This is a genomic window from Synechococcus sp. CS-1333, assembly GCF_025128015.1.
Taxonomy (GTDB): domain Bacteria; phylum Cyanobacteriota; class Cyanobacteriia; order PCC-6307; family Cyanobiaceae; genus MW101C3.
The window spans coordinates 119,131-134,719 of sequence record NZ_JAHLYO010000014.1 but is presented as its reverse complement, the minus strand read 5'-3'; the positions used below and the strand labels follow the sequence as shown (position 1 = coordinate 134,719).

The window sequence follows — 15,589 nt, the reverse complement described above, 5'->3', positions numbered from 1 at the left end:
GTGCTTGGTGGCTCCCTCTAGGCTTGGGGCACCATGCGAGCCGCTCCGATCACCCTTCTGACCCACCCAGCTCCGGGACAGGAGCAACCCAGCGGCGGTCGCCGCACGCCACCCATCCGTCGCCTTCAGGCAGAGGAGCAGGCACCGCAGCAGCGGCCTGTGCTGACGGACCTTCCTGATGCCGGCGTCTCCTTTGATTCGCTTGGTCTCTCGGAGCCGCTGCTCAAGGCGATCGCGGCCAAGGGCTACACGGTGCCGTCGCCGATCCAGCTGCAGTCAATTCCAGCGGTGCTCGCTGGCCACGATGTGATGGCGGCTGCCCAGACAGGCACCGGCAAAACCGCCGGCTTCACCCTGCCGATGCTGGAGCGGCTTCAGCACGGCCCCCACGCCCGCAACAACCAAGTGCGCTCCCTGGTGCTCACGCCCACGCGCGAGCTGGCGGCCCAGGTGGCGGAAAGCGTGCAGGCCTATGGGCGCTATCTCGATCTGCGCAGCGATGTGGTGTTCGGCGGGGTGAAGATCACCCCGCAGATGCAGCGCCTGCGCCGTGGCGCCGACGTGCTGGTGGCCACTCCGGGGCGGCTGATGGACCTCTATCAGCAGAACGCCATCCGCTTCGACCGGCTCGAAATCCTCGTGCTTGATGAAGCCGATCGCATGCTCGACATGGGCTTCATCCGCGACATCCAGAAGATCCTGGCTTTGCTGCCGCCGAAGCGGCAGAACCTGCTGTTCTCCGCCACCTTCAACCCCTCGATCCGCAAATTGGCTCAGGGGTTGCTGCACAACCCGGTGCAGCTGCAGGCCACGCCCGAGAACAGGGCCGCTCCGCTGGTGGAGCAGGTGATGCATCCCTGCGACATGGCCCGCAAGGCTGATCTGCTCACCCATCTGGTGCGCCAGGGCGATTGGCGGCAGGTGCTGGTGTTCTCGCGCACCAAGCACGGGGCGAACCGCCTGGCCGATCGCCTCAACCAGGAGGGCCTAACGGCCATGGCCATCCATGGCAACAAGAGTCAGGGCGCTCGCACCCGGGCGCTGGCCACCTTCAAGAGCGGCGAGCTGCGTGTGCTGGTGGCCACCGATCTGGCTGCCCGCGGCCTCGACATCGAGCAGTTGCCCCATGTGGTGAACCTCGATCTGCCCAACGTGGCCGAGGACTACGTGCACCGCATCGGCCGCACGGGCCGTGCCGGCCAGAGTGGCCATGCCATCTCCCTGGTGGCCGCCGAGGAGCATGAGCTGCTGCGGGCGATCGAGCGGATGATCGGCAACCCACTGCCGCGGCTCGAGATCGCCGGGTTTGAGCCCACCATCCTCTCGGCCCCACCGCTGGATCTCAGCGGTGGGCGGGGCAAGGGTGGACGCCGCTCCGGCGGAGGTGGCGGTGGCCGGCCTGATCGTCCCCCCACCCGCTCCCGCCGGCCGGCGCCGGGCTCCGGATCTGCCGCCGCCCCGGCGCGGGCTCGTACCCGTCGCCCCTGACCCTCCGCACAAGCCTGCAGCCCAATCAACCGGCTCAGGCCGGTGGTGGTGGCGGTGGTGCCGGCCGGAACAGGCTCATCAGTGCTTCCAACGAGGCCGGCAGTTCTCCGCTCGGCTTCCGTGCCGGCAGGGTGAGGCTCTCGATGCTCACATCGCTGAGCGCCAGTCCGACAGCTGCAAAGCTGCTGCGGCACCTCTCCCCTGTGTCGCTGGCCAGCATGGCCAGAGATGGCTCCTCCCGCGCTGGGCCAAGGGCACCATCGCGGATCACCTGCCGCAGCTGGCTGGAGATGCCAGGCAGGTGCGGGGCCAGCAGCTCAGTCACCGGTGCAGCCGGCCGTGACGGGCCCTCGATCAGCTGGCGGGCGCCCACGGTACGTAGCACCAGCAGCGGGTCCAGGCACTGGATCGCGCAGAGCCCGGAGGCGCTGAAGGTCTCCGGCGAGGGAGCCACCGGACGGAGCGCAGTGGCGACCATCGGCTGCACACGTCTCTCACCCCAGGGCAGGGCCGTGAAGGGGCGCAGGTCCACCACGTGGATCTGGGCATTGAAGAAGCTGCCTTCCTGCCCCGGCAGGTCGATCAACCCCGCCAGCTTCGGCAGCGACTGGCGCCGCAGCTGATGGCGGCCCGTGAGGAGCACATCGGCCAGCTGATTCCCCACGGCGAACACCGCGGCCTGATCGGCCTCCACCTTCAGCCAGGTGCCTACCCGCAAAGGTGCCTGCGCATGATCCAGGGCCCACAGCAGCGGATCGTTGCGGCCCCCGTTCTCCATCGCTGCTGCCGGTTCCTGCGCATTCACCGCCGCTCCGGCTCCCTCCATCGCGCCTGTCCTGTCCGCTCGTGGCGTCACTGTATGGAAAGACGCCCGGCCTGAGCACCAGATCGAAAGGCGCCTTTCCTGAGCACCAGCGGAACCGCGCTCAGCTCCCGCCGAGCGTCCCCTCTGGAGCAGACCCTGCCCCCTTCTCACCCAGCCGGTCACCCGCTTGCAGGCCCAGCTGCTGGAGCAGGGGCTGGCCGCTGGCCGCCTGCTTGCCCTCCAGCTGGGCACTGCGCAGCAGCAGCGGGCAGCCGCCGGTGCCCAGCACCAGCCCCACGCCTGGCAGCAGAGCCAGCACCTCACCGGGTCTCCCTTGCTGCTCAGCCACGCCGGTGGCCAGCGCCCGGACGTCGGCGCTCAGTTGCTCCGCCAGCCTGGCCACCAGCGGCTCGGTGGCGAGCAGCTTGAGCCGCTTGCCCGCCAGCGTGGTGGTGGCGCCGGGGTACAAGCCCATCACCTGGCGGTGGATCTCCAGCGCTGAACGGCTCCAATCCACCGCGAAGTCCTCCTTGCACAACAACCGCGCCAAGCGCACGCCGTCGTCGCTCTGCGGCCGCAGCCCCAGCCGCTGCCAGCGCTCCGGTTCGGGACCAGGTCCGGCGGCCTCGATCCTCGGCATCGCTTCCACCAGCAGGGTGGCGGTGAGCGCACTGAGCCGGGCAGCCAACTGCTGGGCGTTCTCGAGCTGGCCAATCGGCAGACGACCTTCCAGCAGCACCGGACCCGTGTCGAGGCCGGCTTCCATCGCCATGATCCCCACCCCCGTCTCCGCGTCGCCTTCCATCAGGCACCACTGGATCGGCCCGGCCCCGCGCCAGCGGGGCAGCAGGGAACCGTGGCCGTTCCAGCAGCCCAGTGGCGGTTGCTGCAGCACCTCGGGCGGCAGCAACTGGCCGAAGGCCACCACCACCGAAAGGTCGGCGCCGAGGGCCGCCAGCTGCTGCTGCACCTCTGGTTCGCGGCGGATGCGGGTGGGCGTGAACACCGGCAGCCCCAGCTCCAGGGCCCGGGCCTTCACCGCCGACGGCTGGGCCGCCGCCCCCCGGCCACGTCGCCGGTCGGGCTGGCTGACCACCCCCACGACCGTGTGGCCGGCAGCCACCAACGCCTCAAGGCTGGGCACGGCGTAGGCCGGCGTGCCCCAGAACAGGATCTTCACAGGGACGTGGGCGGGTGGATCAAACGGGGCCGGTGCCGTTCAGGCGTCGCCGGTCACGGACAGGCCTTCCACCCACACGTGCGGGCAGAGGCCATCGGGGGTGAGCTTGGCCTCCCCTTCAAAGCCGAGGATGCCCTTGAGCACAGCCCGGATGTCACCGGCCACGGTGGCCGCTTCGATCGAGCGCGCTTCGCCGTTGCGGATCAGCCAGCCATCAAACGGCAGTGAGAACGATCCCTGGCTCGCCTTCACACCGGCGTGCAGTGCCGAGAGCGAATCGATCCACACCACGCCGTCGGCAGTGTGGCGATCCAGGCCGCTGGCGCCGCCGGAGCAACCGGCGCTTGGCCCTACCTCGAACCAATGCGGCCCCACCGACACCTTGGCGCCCAGGCCCGCATGGCCGGTGGGCTCCACCCCGAAGGCGCGCGCCGTGGCTTCGGAATGCAGGAAGTGGCGCAGCACGCCCCCTTCCACCAGGGCCAGGCGCCGCACGGGTGTGCCTTCGCCATCGAAGTTCGAGGCGCCCACATTGCCGGGATGCAGGCCGTTGTCGTGGATGGAGAGAAACGGCACCGCCAGGGTGCTGCCGATCGCGTCGCGGTTGCTGAGGCTGACGCCGTCGAGCACGGCCCGGGCATTGAACAGGCTGCTGAAGGCGCCGATCAGGTCGAGGAAGGCTTCCGGCGAAAAGATGCAGGTGTAATGCCCTGTCTGGATCGGTGCGTAATCGAGATGGGCGATGGTGCGTTCGGCCGCTTCAGCGATGCAGCCGGCCACATCCAGCTGCTGCAGGCCGTAGGCCAGGCGCACGGCGCCGCTGCTGCGGGGTTTGCGGCCCTCCTCTTCACCGCGGGCATAGAGGTAAAGGCTGGCGGTGGTGAGCTTCTGCTCGCGGCAGGCGCCGGCACTGTTGAGGTAAAGGCGCTCGCTGCTGCGCTGGGCCAGGCCGTTGTAAGGAACGGTGGTGATGGCGGCATGGCGGCCGAGCAGGTCGCGCTCCGCTTCCCGAAGGGTGTCCAGCAGCTCGAGGATGCCGCGCGGCTCCACCAGTGGCTGATCAAGCGGTTCGAGCGGGGCCGTGGCCAGCGGCGAGAAGGCCGGGATGTCGTCGGCGTTGCCGTAGGCGCTGGCATCGCGGGCACCGCTGAGGGCACGGGCCAGGCCGGCGGGGGAGAGGTCGGAGGTGCTGGTGATGCCCACGAGGCCATCCCCGTTCCAGACCCTCACGGTGATGGCGCTGCGCTGGGCCCCCTTGAGCTGCTTGGCTTCGCCGCGGTCCACCTGCACGGAGGTGTCGGTGCTGCAGGCGGCGCCCAGATCCCAGCGCTCGATGCCCAGGCCCTGGGCCAGGCCGCTGAGCTGCTCACTGAGGGCGTGGGCGTCGAGGCCCAAGGTGGTTCCCGCTGTGGTGGTGCTCATGATCAGCGGCCTCCCACGGTGATGGCATCCACCTTGATGTGCGGCTGCCCCACGGTGACGAAGATGCTGCCGCTCACCGAACCGCAGAAGCCGGCTGCCAGCTCCAGATCATTGGCGCACATCGAGAGCCGGGGCATCACCTCTTTGGCTTCACCGATCAAGGTGGCTCCTTTGACGGGCTTGCCGAGGCGACCGTTCTCGATCAGATAGCCCTCCTCCACCGCAAAGTTGAACTGGCCAGTGGGGCCCACGCTGCCGCCACCCATCGATTTGCAGTACAAGCCCCGATCGACCGATTCGATCAGCTGCTCCGGGGTGTGCGGCCCGGCGGCGATGTAGGTGTTGCGCATGCGGCTGGCGGCCGCGAAGGCGTGGCTCTGGCGCCGGCCGCTGCCGGTGCGGGGGTGGCCGGTGCGCAGTTCACCGGCGCGGTCGGAGAGGAAACGCTTGAGCACCCCGTTCTCGATCAGCACCGTGCGTTGGGGCGCCATGCCCTCATCGTCCATTGACAGGCTGCCGAAGGCGCCGTCGCTGAGCCCCTCGTCGATCGCCGTCACGGCGCTGTGGGCGATCGGAGCATCGATTCGATCGGCAAAGGGGGTGGTGCCCCGCTCCACCTGGGTGGTTTCCAGCAGGTGGCCGCAGGCCTCGTGGAAGATCACACCGCCGAAGCGGTTGGCAAGCACCACCGGGTAGGTGCCCGCTTCCACATACTCGGCATGCAGCATGGCCTGGGTGCTGGCACACAGATCGAGGGCGGCCGTCTGGGCATCCCACTGGCGCAGATCGTCCGGGCGGTCGGTGCTGCCATAACGGCGGCCCTGGCTGGCCCGGTGCTCCCCGTCGGCGGCCAGGGCCGTGAGCCCCACCGACTGGTGCAGCCGGATGTCGCGGGCGAAGGTGCCATCGCTGGCGGCCACCATCACCTCCTGCCAGTCGCGGGCGTAGCTGCCGCGGCGTGCCTGCAGGTGCTGGCCGTGCTGCTCCAGCAGGGCGGTGCCCTCCAGCAGCCGGTCGGTGCTTTCCGCCAGGGTCGGGCAGGCAACCAGCCAGTCGCCCTTGGCGAGGGCGTAGTCGCGCAGGTCGGGCAGCCCGTCGAAGCCGCTGATGCCGTTGCTGTTGACCGTGAGGCCCAGCATGCCCAGGGCCTGCTCCAGCGCCAGCATCAGGCCCCGCTCGCTGAGGTCGTTGGTGGAGACGAAGCCATCGCGCTCGCCGCGGAACACGCGCACACCGGCGCCGCGGCCGAAAGCAGGGCTCACGCTGGTGATGCGGTCCTGCGCAGCCAGCAAGCCGATGTGGTCAGTGCTCTCCAGGAACACCTCCACCAGGCTGGCTCCAGCGGCGCGTCCTGCAGCCAGCAACGGCTCCAGGCGTTGACGCCAGCTGAGGTCAAAACCTTCGAGCGCCAGCAAGGGGCGAGCAGTGGAAGCAACCAAGGAAGTCGGTCTGATCTTGGTGGCTCAGGCTAACGGCGAGGCCGCAGGCACGGGATGCCTCAGGAGCTTCGCTGCCAGGGAACCCCCCCGAGATTTGCTGGGTTGGGTAGGCCCCTGGCCAGGCACTTCAAACGGCTGAGGATCAGCGCACAGCGGGCTGGAAGGCCTCGCTGCGAATCGGAGCCATGAAGAACAGCTTCGCCATTTCGAGGCCGTTGGCGGCCCAGAAGGGCAGCTTGCGCAGCACCTTGAGCGGAGCGATGGCCGCGGAGGCATCGGCGGCGCTGAGGGCCTGGTTGTTGCCCACGATCCGCTCCAGCCGCTCATAGAAACGTGGGTGCTCCACGTTGAGCACCACGGGGAACACCCGGGCGGAGGTTTCGTTGGTCTTGGCGATCACGTACTTGTCGTAGGCGCGGGCATCAAGGCCAAGGGCTTCGTAAAACTCCTTGCGGGCCACGTCACGCACGTACATGGTGGCAAAAACCGCCAGCAGGAAGAAACGGCACCAAAGGCGCGCCTGCAGGCCACGCACGGTGTCCGGCTGGGCCTTCATCAGAGCGTCGAAGAAGTCGCCATGGCGATTTTCGTCCTGGCACCAGTTTTCGAAGAAGTTGAAGATCGGGAAGATCTTGCTGTCAGGGTTCTTCTCGAGGTGGCGGTAGATGGCGATGTAGCGCCAGTAGCCGATCTTCTCCGAGAGGTAGGTGGCGTAGAAGATGAACTTGGGCTTGAAGAAGGTGTATGACTTACTGGCTGTGAGAAAGCCCAGATCGAGCTGGAGCCCGAAGTCGCCCATGGCCTTGTTGAGGAAGCCGGCATGGCGGGCCTCATCTCTGGCCATGTGGGCGAAGCATTCGGCCAGAAGCGGGTTCTTGGCTTTGATGCGGCGGCTCAGCTCCTTGTAGAGCAGGAAGCCGGAAAACTCCGACGTGCAGCTCTGCTCGAGAAACTCGACGAACACACGGCGGGTGTCGGGATCGAGCTTGTCGGCGGCGCCGTCGAATTCGCCGTTACGAACGAAGTGGTGGCGGTTGTAGTCCTTGCGGAACTCTTCGCAGATCGCCTCCAGCTCCACTTCGTTGGGCCGCAGATCCATCGCCGCCATGGCGTCGAAATCAGTGGTGTAGAACCGCGGGGTGAGGATCGTGTCCTTGACCGGATCCTTGAAGGCCGGTGCGTGGTCGTTCGAAGCGGCGACGGGAGCGCTGGGTGCGGCGGTGGGAGGCACCATTCTGGCGTCGAGGCAGGCAATGCAGGCATCGTAAGGGCCATCCGAGCCGAAGGGGCCCAGTTGTGACGCTCCAACAGATCGAGCCGTGATAGAGGCTCAACGCTGTGTCTCCAATGGGGCGGCGTGCTTGAGGTGCCGGCCAACCCCGGTGCGCTGGCCTCAGTTGGGCCCGAGCCACTTCTGCCCGTTGAGCCGTGACACCACCCGGGACACCAGCAGCGGCAGGGTGGCTTTGCGTTCATCGATCAGGAACGACTCCAGCAAGGTGGGTTCGCTACCGGATTCGGCCAGGCTGAAGGTTTTGGGGCCGTGGATGTCGGTGGTGGTGAAACACAGCCAGAACCGCCGGCCCCGGGGCATGCACCCTTTCACCACCCAGCAGTCGCTACCCACAACGGGCATCGGCGCCTGCTCAAAGCTCAGCTCCGGCGAGGGCCCGCCGTAGGCCTGCATTTCCTTGGCCAGTGCCGGCAGGAAGATCTCCGGCACGAACTCGGCAAATGGCTTGTCCTCCACTGCCGGGGGCTTGGCTTTGGCGGCCTGCTTCTCCGCGGCGGGCGCCGGAGTTGCCTCGCCCGCGGGCGTGGAATCCGCGGCTCCCACGGCAGATGGCGTGGGGGCGGCTCCGTTGGGTTCGCTCACCGGCACGGGGATCTGGCGTTCAGGTCTGGGAACTTTAGGGGCGGTGCCGTCCGGCTGGTTCACCAGTCGTCGCTTGGTGGCGCCTCCCAGCCATCCGCAGCGGCATCTTCTGCGGTGGCTGCAGCAGAAGCTCCGGCAGCGCCCATTCCTGGATCAGCGCGGCGGATCACCCGAAACGGGACGGCCACGGTGGGGGCAGGGTCTCCAGCGGCGCGAACAGGGCCGGCCGCTGCTGCTTCAAACGGACGCCCGCGCCCGGACCCCTCAACGGGTGCGTCGCGGCACCGCGACGGCTCGCTGCGGGGCATGTCCCAGGGTTCCTGCTGGGCTGGCGGCTCCAGACCCCTGCGTTGCCGCTGAACGACGACCCGGGACTGACCCTTGAGCGCCAGCGCCGTGGCACCCGCGCTCAGCGCGGCGCCACCACCGGCCGCTGCGGCGATCCACAGACCGATCGGCAGTGCCGGGGAGGTCCAGATCAGCAGCCGCAGGCTGGTGGCTGGCCGCGGGTTTAAGGCACCCACCAGCAGCACTGCCAGCAACGGGGCGAGCAGTGGCAGCAGCAGCAGGCGTTGCAGCACGGCGGGTCTCAGGTGGGGAGCGCCAGCTCGACCGGACCCTGCCACCGGCGCAGCTCACCGAGCTCGAACCCCAGCGAATCGAACACCCGGATCACCAGGAAATCGACCATGTCCTCCAGGGAGCGGGGCTGCTGGTACCAGGCGGGAATCGGCGGAGCGATGCGGGCACCGGCCTCCGCCAGCTGGGTGAGGTTGCGCAGGTGCACCAGGTTCCATGGCATCTCCCGCGGTGCGATCACGAGTGGCCGGCCCTCCTTGAGGTGCACATCGGCGACCCGCTCCACCAGGTCCAGCGCGACACCGCTGCTGATCCGTCCGACCGTGCCCATGCTGGCCGGCAGGATCACCATGCCGCGGGTGCGGAAGCTGCCGCTGGCGATCGCCGCCGTCTGATCGTTCCAGCGATGACAGCGCAGTGGCCCATCGGCACAGCCCGTGCGCTGCAGCCAGAACGCCGTCTGGGCCTCAGGCTCGACGGGAATGCGCAGGCCCTGCTCCGCCAGCCAGACGGTGATGGCGCCGCGGCTCACGATCAGCTCCACGGGCTGGCCCGCCTGCAGCAGCAGCTGCAGGGCCCGCTCCGCCAGCGGCATGGCGGACGCGCCGGAGACCGCCAGAACCACCGGGTCCATCGCTCAGGCCTCCGTGTCGGTCTCGGTGTCGATGCCGTCCTGACCGTCGGGGCCCGCGCCATCTTCAGCGCCGGTATCACCGCTGAAGTGGCCTGCACCGCCCAGCTCACTGCCGCTGCCGTCGTCGTCCGGCAGGATCGCTGCCAGATCGATCTGATGGCGCAGGGCGTCCACCTTGAGGATGGTCACCTCAACGGCGTCCCCCAGCATGTAGGTGCGGCGGTTCTTGCGCCCCACCAGCCGGTTCTGGCGGGAGCGGTATTCGTACCAGTCGTCCTTGAGCGAGCTCACGTGCACCAGCCCTTCCACCAGGGACGGAGGGATTTCCACGAAGAAGCCGTAGCTCTGCACGCCGCTGATCACACCGGTGAGTGTCTCGCCCACCAGGGGTTCGGCGGCGCGGGCCTGGGCCATCGCCAGCAGGTCGCCCTGGAGGTCGGCGACGAAGCGGGCCCGGCCATTGAGGCGCTGCAGCAGGGACACGCTGCGGGATTGCTGCAGCTCGGCCATCTGGCTCGGCGGCAGCAGCGGCCAGTCGATCTGGCCGTGGCAGGCATCGGAGGCCAGGTCGACCCGGGTTTTATGGCGCACGCTGGGGCGATCCTTGCCCTCGGTGAGCAGCAGCACAAGCACCTGCTGGTTCCACAGATCGGCGTAGGAGGAGGTGGCCAGGCACCAGGGGGCGTAGGCCTGTGTTTCGCCGGCGAGCAGGTTGGGCCCCGGCTCCAGGCTGATCTGCACGGGCCTGAGTACCTCGCTGAGCTGGTGCTGCAAGCCGCGGCGGCGTTCGCTGGCGGCGAAGATCGTGGCCAGCACGCCGGGAGCGGGGGCATTGCCCTCGTCGTCCAGGTCAAGGGGGACATCGAGGGCCAGGGCGGCCTTGGCCACTTCGTTGATTTCCGCCGGATCGGGCGCCGCCTGCACCGCGAACAGAGCCGGCAGCTGCAGTGCCTGCAGGTGATGACCCAGGGCGCGGCCCGCCAGCAGCACCACTTCCCGCAGCAGGGCCAGCGGCTGGGTGGGGGGCAGGGCGATCATCCAGCCGCGGTGGCACTCATCGGGTTCGGGTGTGCGCAGATCACCGAGCACCTCCAGCGGGGGGAAGGGCAGATCGAGATCGACCGAGCCGGCCGCCAGCCGCTGCTCCTGCAGCCCACGACCCACCGCCATCAGGCGTTCCAGGTCGGGCAGAACGGTTTTGAGCGCCTTGAGCGAGGCGGGCACCGTGCGGGCCTTCGGCTTGCGGTCCGCCAGGGCCTCCAGGGCAGCGGCGTCCACCTCGGCGTCGGGGCGGATGGTGGTGAGGGCGAAGCGGTAGTGACTCAGCTGCCCTTCCGGCGTGATCGTCAGGGCCACCGATACGGCGGCGGCGGATTCGCCGGTCCGGAAGGCGGTGGCTTTGGCGAGCGCCGGGCTCAGCAGCGGCAACCAGCGCTTGCCGAGGCAGTAGGCCGAACTCTGCTGGCGCAGCCACTGGTCGGTGGCGCTGCCGGGCGTGATCCGCTCGGCCACGGCGGGGCTGTGGATCCAGACCCGCAGGCCTTCGTCGCTTTCCTCCAGGGAGAGGGCCGGGAGTTCCGGCGCCTCCGCTCCCTGCCAGGGCCGCAGCAGCAGGGTGGGCAGGCCGGTGAGATCGGTGCGGCCCTTGTCGTTGGGGCTGCGCAGGCTGGCGCGGGGGGCGCTGGCCCGTTCGCGCAGGCCATGCTTGGTGAGCAGCAGATCCAGGTCTGCCTCCTCGCCCCCTTTGATCGGCAGACGCCGGGCCACATGGCCCTGGGGAGGGAACTGGGCCACCGGGTAGCGATCGAGCCGCACCTCCACCACCGATTCGGCCGCGGGGTCGAGGTAGACCGCATCGTCTGCTGGCAGGGCCACGGTGGTCAGCAGCCGGTCGTCGAGGGGCACGGCCACCAGCCGGTCGTCCTGTTGCTCCACCTGAGCCAGCAGGCTGGCAGTGGCCCGCTCGAGGATGCATTGCACCCCGCCTTCCGGGGAGCGACGGCGCCCTCCCTCCCGCGTGATCCGCACCAGCACGCGGTCGCCGTTCCAGGCGTGATTGAGCTGGTGGTCGCGGATGTAGATGTCATCGCCTCCGTCTTCGCGCAGGGCGAAGCAGAACCCCTTGCTGGAACAGCGCAGCCGGGCCTCGATCAGGCTGTCGTCGGCGCGACGCGAGATGCCCGCCTCGTTCGCCTCGAGCAGCCCCACTTTTTCAAGGCCTGCAAGGGCGATGCGGAGGTGTTGCTTGTCGGGCGTGAGGCTCAGACCCAGTGCCTTCTCAAGCTGCTCGACCGGCAGAACATCGGATTCGGGCAGGTGGTCGAGCAGGTCAGCGACCGAAAACTTCATCGGAGCAGCGGGGAGAGACAGGGTTGGAGCCAGGAACGGGGATAGAGATGGCGGTTCCCGGGGCGTGCAGCGGAGCCCCCGGGAACTGGCGTCTTAGCAAAGACTTTACGAAGCCTCCTGCCGCACCCGGATCAGCAGGCGGCTGCCGATCACCAGAAAGCCGAGCGAGGCGGCCAGCTGCAGGGCGGCCGGCGGGATCAGCGAGGAGAGAGACCCCCCGGCCAGGGCCCCTAGCAGGCTGGCCAGCACCAGCGCACCGGCGCTGCCGAGAAACACCGCCAGAGTGTTGCTGGAGGTGCCGCTGATCGTCACGATCGTGAGCTGGGTTTTGTCACCGAGTTCGGCCACGAACACCGTGAGAAAGGTGGAGGCCAGCAGCGGAAGTTGCATCGGATTGAGGCGGTGGACGGGAGGACCGGAATTACAGCGGCTTGGTCAGGGGGAGTGTTCGATCTATCGGGTCGCCTGATCAAAAGGCATTGAGCGATCAAACGACATCTTGAGATCTAAGGAGATCGCGGGACCAACGGCGAACGCTCGATCAAGGGGGGACTCTCCATCTGAGCAAACGGAATCCGTGTCACGAACAACCAAGGAGATGGTCACTCAAGCCTGGATCAACCCAAGAGTGGATCCAGCCAAGGGAAGATCCGCGTCAGGGAGCGATGATCAAGCCGGGCGAGGGGGATCAATCCAGGCAGGCTTGATCAAGGAAGCAGCACGGCGGCTGCGGGGAGCTGCAGCAGTTGAATCGCCGCTTGGACGCCCAGCCAAAGGCCGAGCGCCACCATCAGCAGCCCGGCGATCAGTTCGAGGCGTTGCGGCGGGAGCACCGTGGCCAGCCAGCGGCCGAGAAGCACCCCCACCAGGCTGGAGCAGATCAGCGCCAGCGCCGCACCCAGGAACACCACCCCAGGGCGTCCGGACTGGGCGGATAACAACAGGGCGGCCAGCTGGGTTTTGTCGCCCAGTTCCGCCAGAAACACCGTGGTGAAGGTCGTGAGCAGGATGCTCACAAACGAGGCCGGCAGGACGGCTCCGCCTGTGTCCGGCTCATTGGCCGGCAGGGGCGCAGGATCTGCGGCTGGCCCGGTGCCGGGGTCGTTGGTGGCGCTCATGAAGGGCAGGAGGCAACGGAACCAGGTTGGTCGTTCAGCGGCGCCGGTGCCCGGCGGGTGGCCCGTTCAAAGCGGCGCAGCTCCCTGCTGCGCCCACCGAATTCACTGCGGATCTGCTGCTGACAGCAGCGGATCGCGAAGGCCTCGCTTTCCGCCGCGGGCACTCCGAACAGGCCGGCCAGCTGGCTCACCTGGCAGAAATCCGGCCGCTCGGCGTAGATCCTGCAGCGGCGGGAGCCGGTGTCGAAATGGCGGCACCAGCCGTCCGCGCCCACCATCGACACATAGGTCTCCCGTTGCCGGGGATTGAGCGCTTCAAGGGCCTCGCTCCGTTCCTCGGGATCAAGGCGACAGCACGCTCCACATCCGGAGATGCAGCTCCAGTGGGTTCCGCAGACCATCAGGCCACCCCGCGTTGCTGTGACAAGCCGTCACAGTGGCATGGTCGCCACCGGGATGCCCGTCACCACGACCCTTAGGCTGCCACGCAGAGCGCTTTCCTTGCGAGCTTTCGGACCATGGGTATTGATTTCCATCTGATCGCCAACTTCCTCGCCCTGGCTCTGATCACCCTGGCCGGCCCGGCCGTGATCTTCATCCTTTTCTATCGGCGCGGCGCGCTCTGAGTTCTACCGGCGCGGCGCCCTCTGAGCCTGCACCCCTTGCGCTGACACGGCGTCCAGCGCAGGCTCCTTAGTTGTGCCCACGCACCCTTCAGGCCACCAGGCCCAGGGCCAGGGTCGCTTCATCAATCAGCCCCTGCAGGTAGGGGTGGCGCTCCCCTTGGACGTTCGTTTCGTGCAGGGGGATGCCCATTTCTTCGCCTGAGGCATTGCGGATACGCAGCTCCTCCGCCTCCACCCGGCACCAGTAGGCGCGCTGGCGGCGCTGCAGCATCACCTCACCCGCACCGCTCTCGCGCAGGCCCACCACTTCCAGCTGCAGGCGCTCCTCGCCCTGCCAATGGTTGAGCCGCAGGCGAAAGGCCACATCCACCACGGCCGGCACCGCTCCTTCCCCTTGCCAGCGCCAGGCGATCGCTCGCTGCCGGATGCCGTTCTGCTCCAGCACCAGCTGCAGATGGCCGCCCCGCAGGCTGCGCTGCTCCACCACGCGGCACTGCTGGCTCCAGAACACAGGCGTTTCATGGCCGGCACCGAACGGCTCCAGCCGCTGCAGGCAGAGCCAGAAGGACCTGTCGATGCGATCGAGCGCCAGCCGTGCTTCCGGCTCCACCGGCAGTCCGCCGCCCAGGGGGGTGGCATTGGTGCTGGCGATGGCGCTGAGTGCGTCGTGAAGAGCCGCGACGTTTTCGGCCCGCACTGTGAAACCACCGGCGGCGGGGTGGCCGCCGTGACGTTCAAGCAGGTCGTGGCAGGCCCGCAGCGCCGCATCCACCGCAAATCCCTTGGGCGCCCGCACCGAAGCCCGCAGCAGCCCATTGCCCTCGCCGGCCAGCAGGGCCACCGGCGCACCGAAGCGCTCCACCAACCGGGCCGCCACCACGCCGATCACACCGTGGTGCCAATGGCTCTGGGCCAGCAGCAGAAAAGGGCTGCGCTCGGGACCGTCGGCTTCCACCAGTGCCACCGCCTCCGCTTCGATGGCATCGCAGAGATCGCGGCGCTGCCGGTTGAGCGCCTCGCACTGCTGCGCCAGGTCCATGGCGCACTCCAGATCTGCGGTGGTCAGCAGGTCGACCACCAGCTGGGGATCCCCGAGCCGGCCGACGGCATTGATCCGCGGCGCGATCTGAAAGGCCACCGCCATGGCATCCAGCGGTCGCTCCCCGAGTCCAGCCAGCCGCTGCAGGGCCTGCAGTCCCGGCAGCGCGGAGCCCTGCAAGCGGCACAGGCCGTCCTGAAGCCAGCGGCGGTTCACCCCGTGCAAGGGCGCCATGTCCGCGATGGTGCCGATGCAGAACAGGTCGAGCGCCATGCCGGTGGCATCCGCGCGCTTCAACCGCTCCGCCAGCGCCACCGCCAGCACGTAGGCAAGCCCCACTCCGGCCAGGCCTCGGTAGGGCGAGGCTTCGGGGGTGCGGGCGGGATGCAGCAGCGCCAGGTAAGGCGGTGGCTCCGGCGGAATGGTGTGGTGATCGGTGAGGATCACGTTCACCTGCAGCTGCAGAGCCCGGTTCAGGGCGTCCGCGGCGGCGATGCCGTTGTCCACCGTCACCAGCAGGCGGATGCCGTCGCCGGCCAGGCGCTCCACCATCGCCGTGTTGAGGCCATAGCCATCGTCCTGACGGCTGGGAATCGCCGCCACCGGCCGGGCGCCCAGCCTCTCCAGCACGCCCACAAGCAGGGCCGTGCTGGTCATGCCGTCAGCGTCGTAGTCGCCGCAGATCGCCACGGCTTCGCTTCGCCCACAGGCCAGCGCCAGGCGCTCCACCGCCACGCCCAGGTCCTGGAAATGCTGCTGAGGATCGGGGGCGGCGGGGGGGTCCAGCAAGGCGGTGATCGCCGCCGCACTGTCAAAGCCCCGCCGGCGCAGCACGGCCAGCAGTTCGGGCGGCAGGCCCAGGGCGGCCAGCGCCGTAGCGGCATCCCTGGCTGCCGGGCCACTGGCCTCCGGGGCCGGTAGGGGCGCCGGCAACTGCCAGCGTTGCTCGGGCAAGCGGGACAACAGGCCATCGTCGAGGCGGCACTCGCATTCTGTGTGCTGGCTGTTCATGTGCCTTTGCCTACCCTCCGTGC

15 protein-coding genes are annotated in these 15,589 nt (G+C 68.6%); 2 read left to right on the top strand and 13 right to left on the bottom strand.

The annotated features are described in order from the left end of the window. Nucleotides 1–33 precede the first annotated feature (33 nt). A complete protein-coding gene (locus tag KQ303_RS05115; RefSeq protein ID WP_259729410.1) occupies nt 34–1,488 on the top strand; it encodes a DEAD/DEAH box helicase in 1,455 nt (484 codons plus the stop codon). Between the two features lie 34 nt (nt 1,489–1,522). Here the strand turns inward: KQ303_RS05115 and KQ303_RS05110 are convergent, their stop codons facing one another. From KQ303_RS05110 to KQ303_RS05055, 12 genes are all read right to left on the bottom strand, one after another. Then, nucleotides 1,523–2,314, bottom strand: coding sequence for an SPFH domain-containing protein (locus KQ303_RS05110; RefSeq protein WP_259729409.1), 792 nt, complete (start codon nt 2,312–2,314; stop codon nt 1,523–1,525). 100 nt (nt 2,315–2,414) lie between these two features. After that, complete coding sequence (gene fmt / locus KQ303_RS05105; RefSeq protein ID WP_259729408.1) at nt 2,415–3,473, bottom strand: methionyl-tRNA formyltransferase; 1,059 nt, start codon at nt 3,471–3,473, stop codon at nt 2,415–2,417. A gap of 39 nt (nt 3,474–3,512) precedes the next feature. Then, nucleotides 3,513–4,895 (bottom strand): TldD/PmbA family protein, encoded by a 1,383-nt coding sequence (locus KQ303_RS05100; RefSeq protein ID WP_259729407.1) that lies wholly within the window; start codon nt 4,893–4,895, stop codon nt 3,513–3,515. A gap of 2 nt (nt 4,896–4,897) precedes the next feature. Further along, nucleotides 4,898–6,334, bottom strand: coding sequence for a TldD/PmbA family protein (locus KQ303_RS05095; protein ID WP_399232936.1), 1,437 nt, complete (start codon nt 6,332–6,334; stop codon nt 4,898–4,900). A gap of 142 nt (nt 6,335–6,476) precedes the next feature. Further along, nucleotides 6,477–7,568, bottom strand: a complete 1,092-nt coding sequence (acsF, locus tag KQ303_RS05090; RefSeq protein ID WP_094510695.1) for a magnesium-protoporphyrin IX monomethyl ester (oxidative) cyclase — start codon at nt 7,566–7,568, stop codon at nt 6,477–6,479. A 159-nt stretch (nt 7,569–7,727) separates the two neighbouring features. Beyond that, nucleotides 7,728–8,210 carry a DUF2996 domain-containing protein gene (locus KQ303_RS05085; protein ID WP_399232934.1) on the bottom strand — a complete coding sequence of 161 codons (483 nt, stop codon included), beginning with the start codon at nt 8,208–8,210 and terminating at the stop codon, nt 7,728–7,730. A gap of 59 nt (nt 8,211–8,269) precedes the next feature. Continuing rightward, nucleotides 8,270–8,791 (bottom strand): hypothetical protein, encoded by a 522-nt coding sequence (locus KQ303_RS05080; protein WP_259729406.1) that lies wholly within the window; start codon nt 8,789–8,791, stop codon nt 8,270–8,272. An 8-nt stretch (nt 8,792–8,799) separates the two neighbouring features. Further along, a complete protein-coding gene (locus KQ303_RS05075; protein ID WP_094510694.1) occupies nt 8,800–9,423 on the bottom strand; it encodes a flavin prenyltransferase UbiX in 624 nt (207 codons plus the stop codon). A 3-nt stretch (nt 9,424–9,426) separates the two neighbouring features. After that, complete coding sequence (locus tag KQ303_RS05070) at nt 9,427–11,772, bottom strand: RNB domain-containing ribonuclease (protein WP_259729405.1); 2,346 nt, start codon at nt 11,770–11,772, stop codon at nt 9,427–9,429. A 105-nt stretch (nt 11,773–11,877) separates the two neighbouring features. Further along, nucleotides 11,878–12,162, bottom strand: coding sequence for a TMEM165/GDT1 family protein (locus KQ303_RS05065; protein ID WP_255099363.1), 285 nt, complete (start codon nt 12,160–12,162; stop codon nt 11,878–11,880). Between the two features lie 317 nt (nt 12,163–12,479). Then, nucleotides 12,480–12,890: a TMEM165/GDT1 family protein gene (locus KQ303_RS05060; protein WP_259729404.1), complete on the bottom strand. Its 411-nt coding sequence runs from the start codon at nt 12,888–12,890 to the stop codon at nt 12,480–12,482. Beyond that, nucleotides 12,887–13,291: a YkgJ family cysteine cluster protein gene (locus KQ303_RS05055; protein WP_259729403.1), complete on the bottom strand. Its 405-nt coding sequence runs from the start codon at nt 13,289–13,291 to the stop codon at nt 12,887–12,889. The genes KQ303_RS05060 and KQ303_RS05055 overlap by 4 nt, the downstream gene beginning before the upstream one ends. Before the next feature lie 117 nt (nt 13,292–13,408). On the opposite strand from KQ303_RS05055, the gene psb30 reads away from it, so the two are divergent. Next, the gene (gene psb30 / locus KQ303_RS05050) at nt 13,409–13,516 is read left to right on the top strand and encodes a photosystem II reaction center protein Ycf12/Psb30 (protein ID WP_094510689.1); all 108 of its coding nucleotides are present in this window, start codon (nt 13,409–13,411) and stop codon (nt 13,514–13,516) included. Nucleotides 13,517–13,604: 88 nt separating this feature from the next. Here the strand turns inward: psb30 and recJ are convergent, their stop codons facing one another. Further along, nucleotides 13,605–15,521 carry a single-stranded-DNA-specific exonuclease RecJ gene (gene recJ / locus KQ303_RS05045; RefSeq protein WP_259729682.1) on the bottom strand — a complete coding sequence of 639 codons (1,917 nt, stop codon included), beginning with the start codon at nt 15,519–15,521 and terminating at the stop codon, nt 13,605–13,607. Between the last annotated feature and the right edge of the window lie 68 nt (nt 15,522–15,589).

Bases quoted from the DNA above. Each gene is read 5' to 3' on its own strand.
- KQ303_RS05100 (WP_259729407.1), bottom strand. From the start codon at position 4,895: ATGAGCACCACCACAGCGGGAACCACCTTGGGCCTCGACGCCCACGCC.
- KQ303_RS05060 (WP_259729404.1), bottom strand. From the start codon at position 12,890: ATGAGCGCCACCAACGACCCCGGCACCGGGCCAGCCGCAGATCCTGCG.
- KQ303_RS05055 (WP_259729403.1), bottom strand. From the start codon at position 13,291: ATGGTCTGCGGAACCCACTGGAGCTGCATCTCCGGATGTGGAGCGTGC.
- KQ303_RS05075 (WP_094510694.1), bottom strand. From the start codon at position 9,423: ATGGACCCGGTGGTTCTGGCGGTCTCCGGCGCGTCCGCCATGCCGCTG.
- KQ303_RS05065 (WP_255099363.1), bottom strand. From the start codon at position 12,162: ATGCAACTTCCGCTGCTGGCCTCCACCTTTCTCACGGTGTTCGTGGCC.
- psb30 (WP_094510689.1), top strand. From the start codon at position 13,409: ATGGGTATTGATTTCCATCTGATCGCCAACTTCCTCGCCCTGGCTCTG.
- KQ303_RS05115 (WP_259729410.1), top strand. From the start codon at position 34: ATGCGAGCCGCTCCGATCACCCTTCTGACCCACCCAGCTCCGGGACAG.
- acsF (WP_094510695.1), bottom strand. From the start codon at position 7,568: ATGGTGCCTCCCACCGCCGCACCCAGCGCTCCCGTCGCCGCTTCGAAC.
- KQ303_RS05070 (WP_259729405.1), bottom strand. From the start codon at position 11,772: ATGAAGTTTTCGGTCGCTGACCTGCTCGACCACCTGCCCGAATCCGAT.
- KQ303_RS05110 (WP_259729409.1), bottom strand. From the start codon at position 2,314: ATGGAGGGAGCCGGAGCGGCGGTGAATGCGCAGGAACCGGCAGCAGCG.